This is a genomic window from Bradyrhizobium sp. sBnM-33, from assembly GCF_032917945.1.
GTDB lineage: Bacteria > Pseudomonadota > Alphaproteobacteria > Rhizobiales > Xanthobacteraceae > Bradyrhizobium.
The window spans coordinates 1,392,026-1,411,163 of sequence record NZ_CP136624.1 but is presented as its reverse complement, the minus strand read 5'-3'; the positions used below and the strand labels follow the sequence as shown (position 1 = coordinate 1,411,163).

Sequence of the window (19,138 nt, the reverse complement as noted above, 5' to 3'; positions counted from 1 at the left end):
GGAGGTCCGTCAAGTGACATCCGACCCTTGGCTCGATCTGCTGGGCCTGATCAATGGTTTTCAGATCACGCAGGCAATCCATGTCGCGTCAGCCCTGCGAGTCGCCGATCATCTAAGTGGCGCGGCTCGTTCGGCCGGCGAACTTGCGGCGCTGACAAGAAGCCATCCTGATTCGCTGTACCGGCTGTTGCGGGCGCTCGCTGCAGTGGGTGTTTTCCGGGAAGAGGAAGGCCGAACGTTTACGCTCACTCCCATGGGTGATTGTTTGCGTACGAATTCCGGGACGCCGCTCGGGGCGTGGGCGGAAGTCGTCGGAAGTCCCTATTTTTGGCAATCTTGGGGCCACCTGTTGCACAGCGTGCAAACCGGCGAGAACGCATTTCAAGATCTGAACAGCAAGGACGTGTGGCAATTCCGCGCCGAGCACCCCGAACACGGCGCAACGTTTGATCGGGCGATGACGCAATTTTCACGCGGCAGCGCCGAAGCGGTGATCCGCGCTTATGATTTCTCCCCATTTCGCCACATCGTGGACGTGGGTGGCGGGCAAGGTTTGATGTTGGCCGCGATCCTGCGCGCTCACCCTCACGTCCGCGGCACGCTGTTCGATCAGCCGGACGTCGTAGCGCAAGCAAGGGCTGTATTGGCGAAACGCGGCGTCATCGACCGGTGCAATATCGTAGGCGGAAGCTTCTTCGAAACGGTGCCTGAAGGCGCTGATGCATATCTGATGCGGGTGGTAATTCACGATTGGGAAGACGATGAAGCCATCGCCATCCTGAAAGTGTGCCGGCGCGCGGCGGGGGAAGCTGCAAAATTGCTTCTCATCGAACGGCTCGTCGGGCCCCCCAATGAAATGCCGGCAACCAAGTTCAGCGATCTGAATATGCTTGTCTCGCCGGGTGGACGAGAGCGAACGCGCGAGGAATTTTCAGACCTCTTTGCCAAGTCCGGCTTCGAGCTGACGCGCGTTTTTCCGGCGGGCATCCACAATGTGATTGAAGCTCGACCGCACTAAGCCTCGCGGATTATGGTCGATCCCGTATCGGGGGGAAGAACACCTGGAAACTGGAGTTTCGTATCCCGCTTTTGAAAATCTCGGACGTGGGGCATGATCACCGCGGTGCCATCGTGCTGCGGCAGAAGTGGTCACGCGGCCAGGTGGAAACGCGGCTCGCCAACCTGCCGCCGTGCTTGATCGGTATGGAGGCCTGCGTAGGCGCCCATCATCTCAGCCGCAAACTCCAGATGCTTGGCCACGACGCCCGCCTGATGCCGGCGAAGTACGTGCGCCCGTACTCGAAGGGACAGAAGAATGACTTCCGAGATGCGGAAGCCATCGCCGAGGCTGTCCAACGCCCGACGATGAAGTTCGTCGCGACCAAGACCGCCGAACAGCTCGACCTTCAGGCACTGCACCGCGTCCGCTATCGATTGGTCGGTCAGCGTACCGGCGTCATCAATCAGATCCGTGCGTTCCTGCTGGAGCGGGGCATCGCCGTGCGGCAAGGCCTGCATTCCCTGCGGTTCGAGTTGCCGGGCATCTTGGCGACACGCATCGATGTCCTCTCGCCTCGCATGTCGCTCATCATCGAGGGCCTGGTGGAAGACTGGCGCCGGCTGGATCAGCGTATCGAGAGGCTATCTAGCGAGATCGAAACACTAGCCCATCAAGATGAGGCCTGCCGGCGACTGATGACGGTGCCTGGTATTGGCCCGATCATCTCGAGCGCAATGGTGGCCGCGATCGGCGCTGGAGACGTGTTCTCGAAAGGCCGCGACTTCGGCGCCTGGCTTGGACTGGTGCCGAAGCAGACATCGACCGGCGACCGCACGATCCTCGGCAGTATATCAAGGCGCGGCAATCGCTACCTGCGCGCGCTGTTCGCGCAAGCCGCTTGGGTTGTGCTGGTCAAGATCAGGTGTTGGGAGCGCTATGGCCTCAACTCTTGGATCCGAGCCGCCAAGAAACGATTGCATCACAACGTGCTGGCGATTGCGCTCGCTAACAAACTCGCCCGAATTGCCTGGGCGGTCCTCAACAAGGGACGCGCCTTCGCGAGCGTCAAGACGGAGGAGACAGCGTCCCGACCTGCTTGACCCTCGCGCCGTGCGCGGGGCCGTCAAGGCGCAGCCTGGCAGCAGAGAGCAAGACGTCAGGAAAGCACGACGGCCGGCCTTGACGACCCCTTGCGCGCGGCGCGTCTGCGCGCGCAGGCCGGGACGAAGGAACGACCGCCAGGCACAAACAAAGGAACAGCGCGAAGTGAAGAGCTATCGATGACGTAACAACACCCTTACCCGCCGAGGTCTGCGAGAAGATGAGACGACGATGGAGAATCGGTCTTCCCGGCGCATGCGAACACTGGTGACCCAAATGGCCCGGTCGAGGCCTGTCCGCTAACCAGATCACATGCGCGCTGATATCCATGATGGCCCGGAGCACTGCGCTCCAAGCAGAGGCCGGATACATTGATGCAAGACCGCATCTACCGGATCATCGAAATCTTCTTGCACCGCACGGCCGGACCATACATTCGGGTCATTCGCGTCGGTTTGACCGGACCGCGGTGACTTCCGGTCTGCCCCGAGGAACGGACATTCTCAGGATAGGCGGGCATGTCTCAAAGGTGCCAATATGCGACATCAGCCTTAGTGGGCATCCCATCTGATCTGTCGTACAATCGCATCTAGGTTGGATCGTGGGCCATGGTGCAGGAGCGGCCAGTCCGGGTCGAGCGGAGGTTGTCGGCGATATTGGCCGCCGACGTAGCTGGCTACTCGCGGTTGATGCACAATGACGAAGAGGCGACCCATGCCAAACTGGCCGCGCTCCTAACCGACGCCGTCGCCCCGGCAATTGCCGAACACGGCGGCCGTGTCGTGAAGAACACCGGCGATGGGTTCTTGGCGGAGTTTCCGAGCGCGGTCCAAGCGGTTCGAGCCGCTGCGCAGTTTCAAACCCGCATCAAGGAACTTACAGTTGGTGACGCGGAAGACAGACGCATCGCTTTGCGCGTGGGCGTCAATATCGGCGACGTGATTGTCGAGCCCCACGACATCTTTGGAGATGGCGTCAACATCGCGGCCCGGCTTGAGGGGATCGCTGAGCCGGGCGGCATCTGCATCTCGTCTTCGACCTACGATCAAGTCCGAGGCAAGGTCGGGATCGAGTTCGCCGATCTTGGCGAGCAGAACCTCAAGAACATCGACCGCCCGGTGCGGGCCTATGCCATGGTCCGGGATGAATTCAGCCTGCCGACAAAGGACAGCAGCACGACACCCAGCCCACCTTCAGTGCCACACTTGTCCATCGTGGTTCTACCATTCGCGAACATCAGCGGCGATCCCGAGCAAGAGTACTTCGTGGATGGCGTCACAGAGAGCCTGACCACAGACTTATCGCGCATCAGCGGCGCGCTTGTGATTGCGTGTAACACAGCGTTCACGTTCAAGGGCAAAGCAATCGATGTCAAGAAGCTGGGACGTGAGCTGAACGTCCGCTATGTACTGGAGGGTTCGATGCAGCGTGGCGGCAACCGCCTCCGCGTGAACGTTCAGTTGATCGACGCCGAAACTGGCAACCACCTCTGGGCCGAGCGCTTCGACAAGCCTGTCGCCGACCTCTTCGACATGCAGGACGAAATCGTATCGAGGCTAGCCAACACGCTCGATGCGCAACTCATTGCTGCCGAAGCAAGACGCGCGGAGAGTTCGTTACATCCAGACGCCTTGGATTTGGTGTTGCAGGGCCGAGGCTGGTTCAACAAGGGCCTGATCCCCGATTACATGGCGCGGGCGCGCGGTTTTTTCGAGAAGGCGGTGGCGCTTGATCCCGAAAATGTCGAGGCCATGGTTGGTTTGGCGCGGGTCGATACGATGACTGGAGCTGCCCTTATGACCGACGACTGGTCAGCGCGGCTTGCCTCGGCCGAGGCGACTTTAACCAAAGCATTATCGCTCGCGCCGAACCACGCTGTGGCTCACATGTTGCTGGGCATCGTGCAAGTGGTCACGAAGCGCGCGGCCCAAGCCATGGTTCAATGCGAGCACGCAACGGCTCTGGATCGCAATTTGGCCCCCGCTCATGCTGTCATCGGGGGCGCAAAGTTTTTTCTTGGTCGCGGCGAAGAAACTGAACCCCACATCAATGAGGCACTCCGCCTTTCTCCTCGCGACATTTTTGCCCATCGATGGATGGCAATCGTCGGCTTCGCCAAGGCGCAGCTCGGTGCCGATGCCGAAGCAATCGTCTGGCTGCGCCGGGCCCTCGACGCAAACCGAAACCATTCCACCGCGCATTTCGTTCTCGCGGCTGCGCTGGCGCGGCTCGGGGAGCTGGACGAAGCGCGGGCCACAGTGCAAGCGGGACTTGCGCTCGATCCGAGTTTCACCATTCGCCGCTTTTGTGATGCCACCAACGCACGGAGCGACGTTCCGACTTTCCGTGCCTGGCGCGACCGCGTGATTGAGGGCATGCGATTGGCCGGGGTACCTGAGGGCTGATGTCCGAGTTGGGTCAAATTCGGAAGTCTGGGCGCGCAACTCGGCAGTCCGCTTTACCCTCAAGAATAGACATCATCAGCCGGGCCTATCAGGTGCGAAAAGTGCCGATAGTGTTGCAAAAGTCTTTTTTCGGCATGTGACTCAAATTCTTAGAGCCATAGGCGCGACGATCGAATAATAACGTGGGGGACCCACGCTGTCGGGCGCTAAACTCACCGGCGATTCTGACAACGGGCCTGAGGCTACATTGACCGGCGATTGTCGTTTATTTCGTTCTTTCGCGGAAAATTAGCCGCGCGTCCTTTTGGGACTTTTGCAACATGGGGTAATTCCGGGATCGAGCCAGACAAAAGGCAAAGGAATCAGCTCTCCAGGAACGTAAGAGGCCAGCCTCATGTGGCCTCGCAACGATGGAGAGCGGCAATGGAATACTTTGTCGGACTGGACGTATCGTTGAAGCAGACATCGATCTGCGTGGTCGATCAGACGGGGTCGGTCGTGCGAGAGGGCGTGGTCGATTCAGATCCTGAGGCGATCTCAGTTTACGTGAGGTCAAAAGCGCCGGATGCAGTACGCATCGGCCTCGAGACCGGCCCAACGTCCACCTGGCTGTGGACCGAACTTAAGCAGCTTGGCCTACCGGTGATCTGTATCGACGCGCGCCATGCCAAGGCCGTGCTCAAGATGCAGATCAACAAAAGCGACCGCAACGATGCTATCGGGATCGCCCGCATCATGCAGACCGGCTGGTTCAAAGAGGTGCACGTCAAGGATATCGACAGCCATTCGGTCAGGGCGCTGCTGGCGAGTCGGGCGCTGCTGGTCAAGATCAAGCGCGATCTTGAGAACCATGTTCGCGGCCTTCTCAAGAACCTCGGTCTTGTCATCGGCCGCGCCACGTTCAATGTCTTCGCCGTACGAACCGAGGAGTTGATCGAGGGCCGTCCTGAGCTGATAGCTGCGATCAGACCGCTGCTCGAAGCGCGCAATGCCGTTGGGCAGCAGGTTAGCGAGCTTGACCGCAAGGTTATGAAACTGGCCCGCCATGATGCGCAGGTCCGCCGATTTATGACGATGCCTGGGATCGGTCCGATCACCGCGCTCGCCTTCAAGGCAACGATTGACGATCCGGCACGGTTTGCGCGATCGAGAAGCGTAGGTGCTTATGTCGGGCTAACCAGTAGACGCCACGCCTCCGGAGAGCTCGATTGGTCAGGTCGCATCTCGAAGTGCGGCGACGCGATGCTACGAAGTTACCTGTTTGAAGCAGCCGGGGTTCTGCTGACGCGCGTCCCGAAGTGGTCCGCCGTGAAGGCTTGGGGGGTTAGGCTCGTCAAGCGCAACGGACTCCGCAAGGCAAAGGTCGCAGTCGCGCGTAAGCTCGCGGTCATTCTGCATCGCATGTGGATCGACGGAACCGAGTTCAACTGGTCGAAAAAGGAAATTGCTGCCTAGCGAGGGCATTACAGAGTTTCTGCCAAACGGCGGGAAAAGACGTCCCAGCCGGGACGATGGCGATGGTGAGTTCGACAGATTTGGTGCGAGCGTCGGAAAGGACGACCGCGATTGCAACATTGAACCGCCAACGTCACCTTACGCCATCATGCGGAGGGTTCACCCCTACCGCGGAGAGAACAGTGGGCCCGGCAAGGATGATCGTGGAGAGCTTGACACCCAGACCCGGAATTAGAGAACAGTATCTGCCAATATCGGAAGTACCGGACGCGACGTTGCGGCGTAGGCAGAAGCAGCGGAACTATTCTCGCGTTCAACTTTGTTGCTTCGCAGCGAGATCGATAGTCGGGGCCAATGTACACGGGAAGCCAAACTTCCCTAACCTGCCATGTCCAAAGGTGCTAAGTTAGCGGTGGTCATGGTGCTCCTCGCGGTACAGAGGTCTGTCGGCCCTGCCGCGCGGACGGCTGTGCATCAAGACTATCTGCAACGCCGGCTTGCGGCTATCCTGGTGGCACACGTGGTTGGCTGCCTGTAGGCGCAGCCCAGATCACGCGTCCCCTTCAATTCAACGTCGGCGCCACTCGCCATTTTTGTGATGCGACAGGTAGGCTTGAGTGCTAAGTTGATTTTTTAGGCGTCTATTGAGGCCACTCGGGGTGGTCTCCGGCAAGCAGTGCTCACAGTCCGGCTCGAGGCGGTGTGATGCCCAAGATCCTGCTGGTCGAAGATAACGAGATGAACAGCGACATGCTCTCGCGGCGCCTCGTGCGCGGCGGCTACGAGGTCATCATTGCCGAGGACGGAGCGCGCGGCGTCGCAATGGCGACGAGCGACAGGCCCGATCTCATTTTAATGGACATGAGCCTGCCGGTGATTGACGGTTGGGAGGCGACGCGCCGGATCAAGGCCACGCCCGAACTGCGCAAGATCCCCATTATCGCGCTTACGGCGCACGCCATGGCGACCGACCGGGACAAGGCCCTCGAGGCCGGCTGTGACGACTACGACACAAAACCGATCGAACTGCAGAGGCTGCTGGGCAAGATCGAGACGCTGCTCACGGCTGCGGGACAGTAGATGACCAAGTTCCGGACAGATGACGAGAGGAAACGACTCATGAAAACGGCTCAGTACAAGTGGTCCCAAAGTGGCGGGTGGGGGCCGAACTTGCCAACTGGTGAAGTCGGACAACAAAGTGTCGTGTTCGTTTTCGGCGCTAGATCGCTGATGCAGGCAGGTGACATTGTGGGCGAGCTACGCGATCACTTCAAAGGGGCCGCCATGCTTGGTTGCTCGACTTCCGGCGAGATTCTAGGCGACATGGTCGTCGACGATTCGGTGATTGCCACCCTTGTCGACTTCGAACATACGCAACTCCGGTTTGCCTCCGCTACGATTGGCGAGGCGAAGGCAAGCTACGACGTCGGCAAGGAGCTCGCGCAGCAGTTGAACGACGGCTCATTGCGCCATGTGTTCGTACTTTCGGACGGCTTGCACGTCAATGGCTCTGACCTGGCGCGCGGTCTCGCGGGCGGCGTCTTGGAAGGCGTGTCGATCACCGGCGGCCTTTCCGGAGACGGAACCAACTTCGCCGAGACCTGGGTCATTGCCGACGAGGGCGCGGGCCCCCAGCGCGTGGCGGCGGTCGGTCTGTATGGCGACGACTTGCGCATTGGCTACGGATCGATGGGCGGCTGGCAGCCATTTGGGCCGCTGCGCACCATCACCCGGGCCGAGGGCAACATCCTCTATGAGCTGGATGAGCGGTCAGCGCTCGATCTCTATAAATCGTACCTGGGCCCACACGCCGACCAGTTGCCAAGCTCTGCCCTGCTTTTTCCAATCCTGGTTACCGAGGCAAAGGGCGGCCAGGGTGTCGTCCGGACCGTCCTGTCTGTGGACGAGAAGAACAAGTCAATGACGTTCGCGGGCGACATCCCACAGGGCGGAACGGCGCAGTTGATGAAGACCAATGTTGACAATCTGGTCGACGGCGCGACGGCCGCCGCCAAGGCCAGCCTCAGCGGGCTGGGCGACAGGCGACCGGATCTTGCGATTCTGGTGAGCTGTGTCGGTCGTAAGCTTGTGATGAAGCAGCGCACCGAAGAAGAAATCGAAGCAATCCGAAATGTCTTCGGGACGGATGCAAAGATTTCCGGGTTCTACTCATACGGCGAGCTTTGCCCCTTCATGCACGGTGGCGAGTGCCGCCTGCATAATCAAACCATGACCATAACAACCTTCGCCGAGGACTGAACTGTCACAGGGCACAGATGCACAGGCTGCTACGACGCCAGCTCAGAAAGCACCTCGGTGTCGAGGGTGAAGTACCGGCTGCCTTGCAGCCATTCGTGGCAGCCGTCGATGCCGCATACACCGATTTCGATAGCGATCGGGCCATGGTCGAGCGCTCGCAGGAGCTGAGCTCGAAGGAGCTGTCGGAGGCACGCGACAAGGCTACGCAGGCACAGCGCCGGCTGGTCGACGCGATCGAGAGCATCTCGGAGGGTTTCTCACTCTACGATGCCGATGACAAGCTGGTGATATACAACCGACGGTACCGGGACATGCACGGCAGCGGCAGCATCGATGTCGTGAAACAGGGCGCATCGTTCGAAGCGATCCTCCGCAATGCGGCCACGAGCGGCGAGATCCGTGACGCGGAGGGGCACGTCGAGGCCTGGGTCGCGGAACGTCTGGCCCGGCATCGCGATCCCAAGGGCACGCATGTGCAACGCCGCTCCGACGGGCGCTGGATCCAGATCAACGAGCGCAAAACCGACGACGGTGGCACGGTCGCGACCTACACCGACATCACCGACGTGAAGCAGGCGGAGCAGGCGATCCAGGAGAGCGAGCAGCGGCTGCGCGTCATTGCCGAGGCCGCGCCGATGGCGGTGGCGATCGTGACCTTCGATGACGGGATCATCCAGTATGCCAATCAACGCTTCAGCGAAATGTTCGATGTCGAAGGTTCGTCCGCCCTGGGCCTGCAAGCAAAAACCTTCTACGCAGACCCCCAGCATCGCGAGCGCTTCATCGACGCGCTCACCGAGCACGGCCATGTGGAGGGCATGGAGATACTGCTCAAGCGGGCTGGAGGCGAGGAGTTCTGGGCGCTCATAGCATCGCAGCGCGTCCAGTTCGAAGGGCGCCCGGCGATGATCAACGGCCTCGCCGACATCAGCGACCGCAAGCGCATGGAGGGCGAGCTGCACAAGGCGATCTGGGCGAGCGAGCAGGCCACCAGCATGAGCCATGAGCTGCGCACGCCCTTGAACGCGATCATCGGTTACAGCGAGATCCTGTTCGAGGACGCCCAGAGTGCCGGGCGCGAATCCGAGATGGTGGACCTGCGCAAGATCCAGGATGCCGGCAAGCATCTGCTCGGCCTGATCGACAACATCCTCGATCTTTCCAAGATCGAGGCCGGCAAGATGACGCTCTATCTCGAGACCTTCGAGCTGCGCCCCATGATCGATAGCGTAGCGGCGACCGTCACCGCGCTGGCCAAGAAAACTGGCAATGTTCTCGTGGTGAACTGCGCCGACGAGGTCGGCACGATCCACAGCGATCTGACCAAGGTGCGGCAGATCCTGTTCAACCTTCTCAGCAATGCCTGCAAGTTCACACGGAACGGGACGATCACGCTTGCCGCGCTCCGTGATACAAACGAGGCGGTCGACTGGATCGAGTTCCAGGTGCGCGATACCGGTATCGGCATGACGACAGATCAGCAGGCCAAGGTGTTCGAGGCCTTCAGTCAGGCCGATGCCTCGACGGCCCGCACCTATGGCGGCACCGGGCTGGGCCTCGCCATCACCAAGAGCTTCTGCCGGCTGATGGGCGGCGATGTGACGCTGACCAGCGAAGCCGGCAAGGGAACGACCTTCACGGTTCGTCTGCCGGCGGTGACACGCGCTGCATCGGACACGGTCTCGGCGGCAGAGAAGCGTTCCGAGGGTCCGCAGGTCACCGAGCCCGAGCATGCGCCGATCGTTCTCGTGGTCGACGATGACCCCAACGCGCGGGAGCTGCTGAGCCGACACCTGCAGCGAGGCGGTTACGCCGTTCGCGTGGCTGCCAATGGCGAGGAGGCGATGCAGCTCGCCCGCACTCTGCAGCCCGACGTCGTCACGCTCGACGCTCTGATGCCGCAGATGGACGGCTGGGCCGTGCTCAGCGCCATGAAGGAAGATGCGGCACTCGCCGAAATTCCCGTGATCATGGTCACGGTCGTCGACAACCAGGGCATTGGCTTCTCGCTCGGCGCCGCCGATTACCTGATCAAGCCGATCGATCGCGACAGACTGGTCCGTGCGGTGGAAAAGTGCTGCCCAAGGGGCTCGCCACGGCACGTGCTGATAGTCGAGGATGACGCTCCGACCAGCGAGCTGATGGCGCGCGCCTTGCGGCAGCTCGATTGCACGGTCACGCAGCAGAGAATGGTCGGGTTGGTCTCGAGCGTTTGAACGAGGCTTTACCCGACGCAATTCTGCTCGATCTGATGATGCCCGAGATGGACGGGTTCGAGTTCATCGCACGGGTGCGCGCCGAATCCCGCTGGCGGCGCATCCCGATCATCGTCGTCACCGCCAAGACACTTACCGCCGATGATCGCGCGCGGCTCAACGGCCAGGTACAGCGTTTGGTGCACAAGGGCGAATGCAGCGGCAAGGCCGTGCTGGCGGCGCTCGACGAGCTGGTACCCCGATACGCCCGGCGCGCGAGTCCGGATCGGCCATGAGCATCATTGACACCGACAGCGCACGCGCCAGGCGCATTTGGCTTGCCCACCTTCGCCAGGAACTGCTGTCCCCGGTCAACGCCTTGCTCGGCTATGCAGAAATCCTGCACGAGGAGGCGTCCCGGAAGGAGCGCCCGGAGATTCTCCCCGATATGAACCGTATCCTCGGCGCTGCCCGGGATCTCGCCGGCAAGGTCGACCGGCTGGTGGATGGCGATCGCGCCAAGAGCCCACCCGGCTCAGCGGCCGCCACGCAAGAGCAGGAGCTGCGTCACGAGCTGCGCACGCCCCTCAACGCGATCAAGGGCTATGGCGAGATGGTGCGCGAGGATGTGGCCAATTTCGCAACCGGCTCGCTACGGGCAGATCTCGACCGCCTGCTGGTGGCGGCCACCGACCTGCTGCTGCGTCTCGATCGCATCGTGCGATTCTCGGTCGATGTCGAGCAGACGAGCTTGGCCTCCGATCAGACCGGCGCGGTCATTGTTAGCGACTTGTTGCGCAGCCTCGGGCCCGTCCGGCATGAGACGAATACTGTCACCGAAACTGGCTCCATTCTCGTCGTGGATGATATCGAGGCCAACCGCGATCTCCTGTCGCGCCGACTGACCCACGATGGCCATCGCGTCGCTTCGGTGGCCGGCGGTCAGCAGGCGCTGCAGGCGCTCGCCGACGATGAGTTCGACCTTGTCCTGCTCGATTTGATGATGCCCGATATCAACGGGTTTGACGTGCTTGTGCGTATGAAGGCTGACGAGCGGCTGCGTCGCATTCCGGTTATCATGATCACGGCCTTGGCGGAGACCGAGAGCGCCGTCCGCTGCATCGAGGCCGGGGCCGAGGATTATCTGCCAAAGCCGTTCGATCCGATCCTGCTGCGCGCGCGGATCAATGCTTGCTTGCACAAGAAGCGCTGGCGCGACCGCGAGCAGAAGTATCTTCGCCGCATTGAGAACGAGACCGCCAAGTTCGAGCGGCTGCTGTTGACCATCCTGCCAAGACGTGTGATTGGCCGCCTGAACCAAGGCGAAGCCATGATCGCCGACCGCTTCGAGGGCGTGAGCGTTCTGTTCGCCGATCTGGTGGGCTTCACCGAGCACTCGGCACGGGTCACGCCCGCAGCGATGGTCGAATATTTGAACCGGCTGTTCTCGGAGTTCGACGCGCTTGCCCGCGAGCTCGGTGTCGAGAAGATCAAGACCATCGGCGATGCCTACATGGCCGTCGCCGGCTTGCCCGATCCGAACCCCGATCCGCTCGCAGCGATCGCAAAAATGGCGCTCGGCATGATCGATCGGCTAGGCCGCGTCAACAGCCATTTCGGCTGGCCGTTGCAAATCCGCATCGGCATACATTCCGGTCCCGTGGTTGCCGGCATCATCGGCGCGCACCGCTTCATCTACGACGTGTGGGGCGATACTGTAAATGTCGCCAGCCGGCTTGAGGCCTATTCTCTACCCAATCGAATCCATGTGTCCCAGGATATCGCGCGCCACCTCGTCGGTCGCTTCGCGCTGGAGCCACGTGGCAGCATTGACGTGAAGGGCAAAGGCAAACTGGAGACGTTTTTCTTGAGCCGGATCTAGTCGCGCGCTCCGGCCGGGTGCATCGGACTGGCTTGTTCCTGAAGCACGTGCTGATCTTGCAGTGGTAATTCAAGCAACGAGCGAGCACTTGCCCACCCGCAAGGCTCCGATCATGGCGATCGTGATGGGGACGCACGGAGGCTTGTAGTCTTCTTCGTCGATATCAGGCGCTTCCTCCTCGCGATAATACGCATTGAACGGGAAAGGACGCGTGATCGCGGATTCTGGATAGATCGGGGCAAGTCGGTTCGGGTCGAAGAGCCACCCCTGCACGCGGTCATTGAAGCGAGACACGATGCGCAGCGCATTCTCAGCCGATGGCCCATCGATAATATCGCATCCGGTCAGGAAGGCGAGCGCACCCACGCTGGCGCCGGCCTGTAGGAAGGCGCGGCGGGTTGGCTCGGGCAGGAGTTTGGCGGTGTCTCTGGCGAGGAGTTCGGCATCGACACCGGGAACCGATGATCTCGAACGAGACATCTCTGGTCTCCTAAGCGGCCGCAGATTCCAACGCCCATCGCCGCAAGCATCGCGACGGCGTTAATCCAATGGGCACCCGGACTTCAAGCGGATGAAGCCGGCTCTTTCGCCTTTGCGAAACCCGGCCCGCCGAGGGTTGGGGGTTCTAATCCTTGGCTCGCAGGATGCTGATCCGCGTTTCGTCGACGAAACTCTTGCTGTCCTGATGGGGCCGGCGGAACAGATTGCGTTCGACAACGAGCGAACGGCCGCTGATGGTCTTGGTGCAGCGCTCCTTGACGTAGACGCCTCCCACGGGCTGGTCTCCTGCGCCCGGCTGGCCCTCGGTGCACGCCCAGCCGTCCGAGCCGTAGCGCGATCTGGCCTGTAGCCCCAGCAGAAACGCCTTCTTGCGGATATAGAGACGCGCCTTCGGATCGGTCTCGATCTGCAAACCGGCAACATGCCCGGTATCGTCGATCAGAAGGGTGAGGATCGCCGGATGACCCGCCACCATGGTGCCGTCCCGGCTGGTCGACGGATCGTAACCAAATCGGATCGCCCGCGTCCCACGCGCATCGGCAGGACAGTCACGCCAGTTCTTCCAGCCGGCCAATGCACGCTTCGGATCCGCTGCGCAGGCGAAATCGACATAGCCGGCCTCCGGCAACTCGGCCGCAGCCATTCCAAGGCGAATGTCACGCAGATCGTTGCCGCTGAATTCTTCCGCCCTTGCCGGAGAGTTCGCGAGCGCAACCGCCTGCCAGGCCAAGAGACCCGCGGCAAAAATTCCCGGCAGCTTCCGTCTGTCCATCACTGGTTCTTCCCCGTGTTGGCGGCCGCATCCTCCGGCTTCTGCTCCTGCGTCTTGTAGACGTCGCACACCCGCGACGCGCTGGCGAAGAAGGCGACGCACTCCGCGTAAGTGGGCTCGCCGGCTCCCTTGATGTGTGCGATCACGTAGTCGGCGACGGCTTCGATATCTTTCGGCCGCAGGAACGTTCCGCCCTCGGGCGGCATCTGTGCCCCCGCGTCCTGGCGGTTCATGCCGTGGCATTTCACCTCGTCGTAGGCGCCGCGTATAAAGAACGGCATCGCGGTGCCCGGCCGCCCGCAGCCGACGGCTTCAATGATCTGATCCCGCGTCAGCTCGGTCTTGCGCAGCGACAGCGCATCACCGCCGTAGCCGCCGCCGCCATTGCCGTGCCATTTGTGGCACCCCACGCAATTAGCCTTGCTGAACACCGCCTTGCCGGCATTGGTCGGATCCGAGGCTGGCGTTTGCGCCGACTGACCGTAAACAGCGGTCGGCGTCGAAAAATTCAGGGCGACGACGCTCACGAGCAGCACGCCTGCCGTCGCCGGGAATCGGTTAAAGATCATCATTGCGTCTCTTGTGGAAGAAGCCGGAGGGCCCACGGTTGGCGGGCCCTCCGTTTTTTGGGATGTCAGAGTGCGAACACGTAAAGCATCGATCCCGGCTGTATCTTCTTCAGCTCAGGCGTCGAATCGATGAACCACTTGTCCCAGGCGCCGCCCAGGCCGACCAGAATGGCGATGTACTGTTTGCCATCGACCGTAAAGGTCATCGGCGGTGCATTGACGCCGCCGCCCGTGTTGAACTCCCAGAGCTTCTGCAATGACTTGGCATCAAGCGCCATCACTTCGCCGGATGGCTGCCCGGTGAAGACGAGGTCGGGAGTCGCAAGCATGCCGCCCAAATTGGGGAACGGTGTTTCCATTTTTTGGGCGATCTTGCCGGTAGTCACATCGATCGCAGTCACGCTGCCGGTGATCCTGAAGGGCTGGCTCGGGCCCCCGCCGGTCCAGAACTCCCGCGGTTTCAGTTTATCCGGCGTCATCACCTCAACTTTGATGCGATTGCAGCTCTCGATCACCGGGATGTACCAGAGCTTCAGATCCGGATTGTAGGCCGTCGGCGGCCAGTTCTTGCCGCCCATATTGCCGGGGCAGATGTCGGTTTCCATGTTGGCGCGGCTTGGCGTCACCGACGCGATATAGGTCTGCACGGACTTATTCGGGTCATACTCGATCGGCTTGCCGGTCTCTGCGTCGAGCCCTTTGGTCCATGTGACTTTCTTGACGAACGGGAGGCCCCAGACGAACTTGCCGGTGGTGCGATCGATCGCATAGGCGAAACCGTTGCGGTCCGCTTCGAGCGCGAGCTTCCGCGGACCACTGGGCCCGGGGACATCGACCAGCACGTTTTCCGCCACGCTGTCATAGTCGTAGGGGTCGTTTGGCGTGTGCTGATAGTGCCACTTGATCTTGCCGGTTGTGGCGTCAAGGGCCAGCGAGCTGTCGGTGTAAAGGTTGTCGCCTGGCCGATAAGCGCTATCCCAGTCCGGTCCGGGATTGCCGGTGCCCCAGATGATGGTGTCGGTTGCGGGATCGTAGGTGCCGGTTACCCAGGTCGAACCGCCACCCGCGGCAGCCGCGTTGTTGCTGTCTTTCCAGGTTTCGCTGCCGGGCTCACCCTTGCCCGGGATTGTGTAGGTGCGCCAGACCTCCTTCTGGGTCGTGAGGTCGGTGGCGGCGAGCCATCCACGGATGCCGTACTCCGCGCCGGCCACGCCGGTGATCGCCATGTTCTTGACGATCAACGGCGCGCCGGTGATCGTCTCGCCCTTGTCCGGATCGGCGACAGTACGCTGCCAGGCGACCTGGCCGGTTTCCTTGTTGATCGCGATCAGCCGGCCATCGAGCGTATGGGAAATGACTTGATCACCCCACAATGCGACGCCGCGGTTGTCGACGCCGCAGCACGCAACAGCACCTGCCCAGTCACGGTCCGTCTTGGGATCCATCTTCCAGACCAGCACGCCGCGGCCACCATGCGCATCGATCTTGTAGACCGAACCCCATCCATCGGTGACGTAGAGAAAGCCGTTCTCGGCAATCGGAGTGCCTTCCAGCCCGCCATGGCTCCAGATGCCGCCGCCCTCGATGCCGCCGAGGTGCATGGTCCAGGCGACCTTCAGGTTCTTCACGTTATCGCGGCTGATCTCCTTGAGACTGGAGAACCGGTGAGCCGAGTAATTCTGATGATGATGAAGCCAGTTGCCAGGCTCCTTGTCGACGTTGAGCAGCCGTTCCTGGTTGACCTCGTCTGCAGCGGAGACTGGCTGTGCAGCCATCATGCCTCCGGCCGCGACTGCAATGGCGAGCAGACCTGCTCGCGTGAAGATTCTTGTGTGACCTGAAAATCGCTCCATGAGTCATGCCCTCCTGTGGCAAATTCATGCTGAATCGAGCGTCCGGCACATCCGGGCGTTCAACTGAGAAGCCTCGTTCAGCGAGCTCAGCGGTCCGCTGTCGCGATCAGGGCGTTCGTGAGACCTGCACCTCCGTTTCTTTGGTTCCGGCTTTCTGGAAAACGACGGCGCATGTGAACGTCTCGCCATCGACAAGCTTCTGCCGAGTCTGCAGCAGCATCACGTGATATCCGTCCCGCTTGAGTTCGATCGTCTTGTTCTCTGGGATCGGAATGGACTTGATCTCGCGCATGGCGGGCGCGCCTTCGCCGCGATCGACGGTATGCTTTTCGGAGAAATTCGCGAACGGACAGCGGACGCGCAATATCGCGTCGGGTTCGGCCGTATCGTTCCTGATCGTCATCAGAAGCGGGAGATCGATACCAATCTGGTCGGAGGCTGGCACCCGGGCGTTTGTCACCTGCAGCCCGTCACCTGCCGCGGCGAACCCGGGCGTCAGCCAAAGTCCAGCGGCAACCAGTCCGACCGCAAGAGATCCAGATCTGCCAAACAGCGCAATCTGGCCGACGCGGTCGAGACCCGCGCCATGGAGACCCGATATCGCTATGGCGATCATCGGCTATGTCTCGGCCAAAGCGCAATGCTGCAAATGCGTGGTCAGTCGAGACTTACAAGCGAGGGATGCCCAAACGAAAAATTTCGTCCGACTCATGGCGCGATCCTCCCACGATCGATTTTTCTTGCTTCAAGTTACGCTCCTAGACGCGGCGCCGCCATCGCAGCCCTCTTTTGCCTCAGCCCTGCTCAGTGAGCCGGACAAAGTCCTCGAGGATGGCCGCGATGAGGTCGCGATGCCTTGTGTCTTCCGGCGCCAGTCCTGCGGCATACAGCTTCAGGACGTAGCGCGCCTTGGCGGCCGCCTCCGGCCACGACGCGGCGGGAAACGCCAGCAGGTGATCTTCGATCTCGGTCCGCCGTTCGCGCAGCTCCCGCGCATGGGTCTCGACTTCCGCCAGCGCGCGGCGGATGTCGGTCGCTCTCTGCGCCGCCATGCCGCGATGGCTGTCGAGGTCGAGCGGTTCGTCAGCCATCGGATGTGCTCGCGTCGATGCGCTGCGCGTCCGACAAATCGACCGGGCCGATCGAGACCACCTCCATCGCCAACCCGCGCGAGCCTTCCGCCGGCACCTTGATCATAGTGGGGACGCGGCGGAACGCCGCGAACGAAAGGCCCTCGATCGTCTCCTCATCGGTGACGACCTCGTAGGCGCCGGCGGGCAACAGGCGATCGATGCCCCTGATCCGGAACGGATGTTTGAAGGTGACGACTTCACGTCGGGAACGGATGGTCATGCGCGCCTGCCTTTCGCAAAGCGCCGGCGCCGACGCTGCCCGCAAAGCAGCATGCGCTCCCTCCGCCGCAATAGCCATCGCTTTCTTGCCGCACGGCGACTGTGCCCCATGAGTAGCCCACGAGACTGAGCTTGGAGACGCCTCGCCGCTGAAGGATGAAATCGATGGCGGAGCCGACATCCCTCACCGCGACATCGCTCGTGGCGATGGGAGGATTACTGGCCGCCGGCTGATCCATTTCCGGCGGCCGGGTCGATCGACCGTAGCCGCGCACATCCACCAGATACACATCCCAGCCGCGCTGGGCGATGTAGTCCGTCCAGGATAGTCCTTCGAGCGGAAAATCGAATATCGCCTCGCCTGGCAAGGTTGCGCCATGGACAAACAGCAGCGTTTTTTGTGCTGTAAATTGCTTCAGGCCTTCCGGGCGCTTGTTTCTGACGTACAGCTTTGTCCCAGGTTCGACAGCGTCGATCATGAAGTGCTCGGTCAAGAGCCGCGCGATCACGCGCAGACCGTCGAGTCATAGCGGAACCGATTAACCCTCCGTCAGGTTTGGGTCCGTTACAAGGCAGTATGTCTGCCCAAATCTCGCGATGGCATTTCCTCGACCGGCAGCAAGCAGCGCTAAGTCGGCTCTTGGGCACTTTTCGGACATGGCGCGATGTCCGAGTTGAGTCCGCTTTCGGGGGGATTGTGTTGCAAAAGTCGTTTTGCCGAAGGTGTCAAAAATTCTGAGGGCCGCAGGCGCGATTTTCGTGTAGAGATCTGAGGGAACCTCATCGCCTCACGCTAAACTCATAGGCGACGTCGGTAACGCGATTGAGGTTATCCGAATCGTCGATTGCCTCGCGTTTAAAGGTTTCACCAAAAATTCGGACTGATGCAACTTTCGACTTTTGCAACAGTATCGGGGGTAGAGCGGAAATTAGATTTCGGAGCAGGTCGCCTGTTTGGCCAAGGACGCTCCGACTATCCGACTGACCTAGGAAGTTCCGAGCGGCGCTGTGCCGGTTGCGCAATTAGCGGGCGCGGACCCGGTTAGGTTTCCACAACCGTCGATTTCCTATATTCTTCGTGCGTTAATCAACGCTGATGCGTCTCAAAAGGGAGCTGCGGCTAAACATGCATGCGATGAAAGCGATCGCCATCATAGTGGTCCTGCTCCTGGTCGTGGTGAACGCTCTGCAATTGCTGCCGGCAGCGAGCGCATTCCAAATGTATCTGTCGGGTGGGGCGGTGGCGCTGAGCCTTGTCGCGCTGATAGCGATCCTGGTCGGGCGCGGCCCGTCACGGGATAACCGAAGTGCTGGCGCTGAGGCGGCCCGACCGATGCCTGTTACGACTCGCGCAAACCAGGCAGACGCCGAGATCGTCAGCTTTTTGGCGATGCTGCAGGCAAGGGGCCGGCTGGTCGATTTCCTGATGGACGACATCAACGCGCATGATGACGCACAGGTTGGGGCAGCCGCGCGCGTGGTCCATGCCGGATGCAAGACCGCCCTGCTGGAGCACTTCCGAATCTCTCCCGTGCGCGCAGAGAGCGAGGGATCGACGGTGCAGGTCGCCGCTGGCTATTCGGCGGACGAGTACCGACTGCTGGGCAAGATCAGCGGCCCGGCGCCATTCTCGGGAGTGCTTGTCCACCACGGCTGGAAAACGGATGCGGTGAATCTACCGCGCGTTTTGCGGAGCTCGACCGATCGACTTCCGGCAATCGCTCCGGCGGAGGTGGAACTGAGATAAGCGGGCTCGAATCGGCCGGCTGCCGGACGCCCGAGTCGGATCACGTA

At 61.3% G+C, this 19,138-nt stretch carries 18 protein-coding genes; 10 read left to right on the top strand and 8 right to left on the bottom strand.

All coding sequences use genetic code 11. The features are described 5' to 3' along the window. The first annotated feature begins 13 nt into the window (after positions 1-13). The 9 genes from RX328_RS06645 (at position 14) to RX328_RS06605 (ending at position 12,297) form a co-directional block, all read left to right on the top strand. Positions 14-1,018: a methyltransferase gene (locus RX328_RS06645; RefSeq protein WP_213257499.1), complete on the top strand. Its 1,005-nt coding sequence runs from the start codon at positions 14-16 to the stop codon at positions 1,016-1,018. 26 nt (positions 1,019-1,044) lie between these two features. Further along, positions 1,045-2,100 (top strand): IS110 family transposase, encoded by a 1,056-nt coding sequence (locus RX328_RS06640; protein ID WP_317258790.1) that lies wholly within the window; start codon positions 1,045-1,047, stop codon positions 2,098-2,100. Between the two features lie 609 nt (positions 2,101-2,709). Further along, the gene (locus RX328_RS06635) at positions 2,710-4,506 is read left to right on the top strand and encodes an adenylate/guanylate cyclase domain-containing protein (RefSeq protein ID WP_213257591.1); all 1,797 of its coding nucleotides are present in this window, start codon (positions 2,710-2,712) and stop codon (positions 4,504-4,506) included. 423 nt (positions 4,507-4,929) lie between these two features. After that, a complete protein-coding gene (locus RX328_RS06630; protein ID WP_317258628.1) occupies positions 4,930-5,961 on the top strand; it encodes an IS110 family transposase in 1,032 nt (343 codons plus the stop codon). A 705-nt stretch (positions 5,962-6,666) separates the two neighbouring features. Next, complete coding sequence (locus RX328_RS06625; RefSeq protein WP_213251950.1) at positions 6,667-7,041, top strand: response regulator; 375 nt, start codon at positions 6,667-6,669, stop codon at positions 7,039-7,041. A gap of 39 nt (positions 7,042-7,080) precedes the next feature. Further along, a complete protein-coding gene (locus tag RX328_RS06620) occupies positions 7,081-8,220 on the top strand; it encodes an FIST signal transduction protein (RefSeq protein WP_213251949.1) in 1,140 nt (379 codons plus the stop codon). A gap of 95 nt (positions 8,221-8,315) precedes the next feature. Further along, positions 8,316-10,436 carry a PAS-domain containing protein gene (locus RX328_RS06615; protein ID WP_213251948.1) on the top strand — a complete coding sequence of 707 codons (2,121 nt, stop codon included), beginning with the start codon at positions 8,316-8,318 and terminating at the stop codon, positions 10,434-10,436. Further along, positions 10,388-10,711, top strand: a complete 324-nt coding sequence (locus RX328_RS06610) for a response regulator (RefSeq protein ID WP_312018023.1) — start codon at positions 10,388-10,390, stop codon at positions 10,709-10,711. Before RX328_RS06615 ends, RX328_RS06610 begins: the two co-directional genes overlap by 49 nt. Further along, positions 10,708-12,297 carry an adenylate/guanylate cyclase domain-containing protein gene (locus tag RX328_RS06605; RefSeq protein ID WP_213251946.1) on the top strand — a complete coding sequence of 530 codons (1,590 nt, stop codon included), beginning with the start codon at positions 10,708-10,710 and terminating at the stop codon, positions 12,295-12,297. The genes RX328_RS06610 and RX328_RS06605 overlap by 4 nt, the downstream gene beginning before the upstream one ends. Positions 12,298-12,366: 69 nt before the next feature. Here RX328_RS06605 and RX328_RS06600 read toward each other — a convergent pair whose 3' ends face one another. The 8 genes from RX328_RS06600 to RX328_RS06565 form a co-directional block, all read right to left on the bottom strand. Next, the gene (locus RX328_RS06600; protein ID WP_213251945.1) at positions 12,367-12,777 is read right to left on the bottom strand and encodes a hypothetical protein; all 411 of its coding nucleotides are present in this window, start codon (positions 12,775-12,777) and stop codon (positions 12,367-12,369) included. Positions 12,778-12,922: 145 nt separating this feature from the next. Further along, a complete protein-coding gene (locus tag RX328_RS06595; protein ID WP_249726433.1) occupies positions 12,923-13,570 on the bottom strand; it encodes a hypothetical protein in 648 nt (215 codons plus the stop codon). Further along, a complete protein-coding gene (locus tag RX328_RS06590) occupies positions 13,570-14,142 on the bottom strand; it encodes a c-type cytochrome (RefSeq protein WP_249726432.1) in 573 nt (190 codons plus the stop codon). The genes RX328_RS06595 and RX328_RS06590 overlap by 1 nt, the downstream gene beginning before the upstream one ends. A 62-nt stretch (positions 14,143-14,204) precedes the next feature. Continuing rightward, positions 14,205-15,914, bottom strand: a complete 1,710-nt coding sequence (locus RX328_RS06585; protein ID WP_249726431.1) for a PQQ-dependent dehydrogenase, methanol/ethanol family — start codon at positions 15,912-15,914, stop codon at positions 14,205-14,207. Positions 15,915-16,098: 184 nt separating this feature from the next. Beyond that, positions 16,099-16,608, bottom strand: a complete 510-nt coding sequence (locus tag RX328_RS06580; RefSeq protein WP_213251943.1) for a copper chaperone PCu(A)C — start codon at positions 16,606-16,608, stop codon at positions 16,099-16,101. Positions 16,609-16,786: 178 nt separating this feature from the next. Continuing rightward, entirely contained in the window at positions 16,787-17,083 is a 297-nt protein-coding gene (locus RX328_RS06575) for a hypothetical protein (RefSeq protein ID WP_213251942.1), read from the bottom strand. Beyond that, on the bottom strand, positions 17,076-17,345 hold the full coding sequence (locus tag RX328_RS06570; RefSeq protein ID WP_213251941.1) for a hypothetical protein: 270 nt from the start codon (positions 17,343-17,345) through the stop codon (positions 17,076-17,078). The genes RX328_RS06575 and RX328_RS06570 overlap by 8 nt, the downstream gene beginning before the upstream one ends. Further along, entirely contained in the window at positions 17,323-17,823 is a 501-nt protein-coding gene (locus RX328_RS06565) for an alpha/beta hydrolase (RefSeq protein WP_213251940.1), read from the bottom strand. Before RX328_RS06565 ends, RX328_RS06570 begins: the two co-directional genes overlap by 23 nt. 647 nt (positions 17,824-18,470) lie before the next feature. Here RX328_RS06565 and RX328_RS06560 point away from each other — a divergent pair. Continuing rightward, positions 18,471-19,091: a DUF2760 domain-containing protein gene (locus RX328_RS06560; RefSeq protein ID WP_213251939.1), complete on the top strand. Its 621-nt coding sequence runs from the start codon at positions 18,471-18,473 to the stop codon at positions 19,089-19,091. The last annotated feature ends 47 nt before the right edge of the window (positions 19,092-19,138 follow it).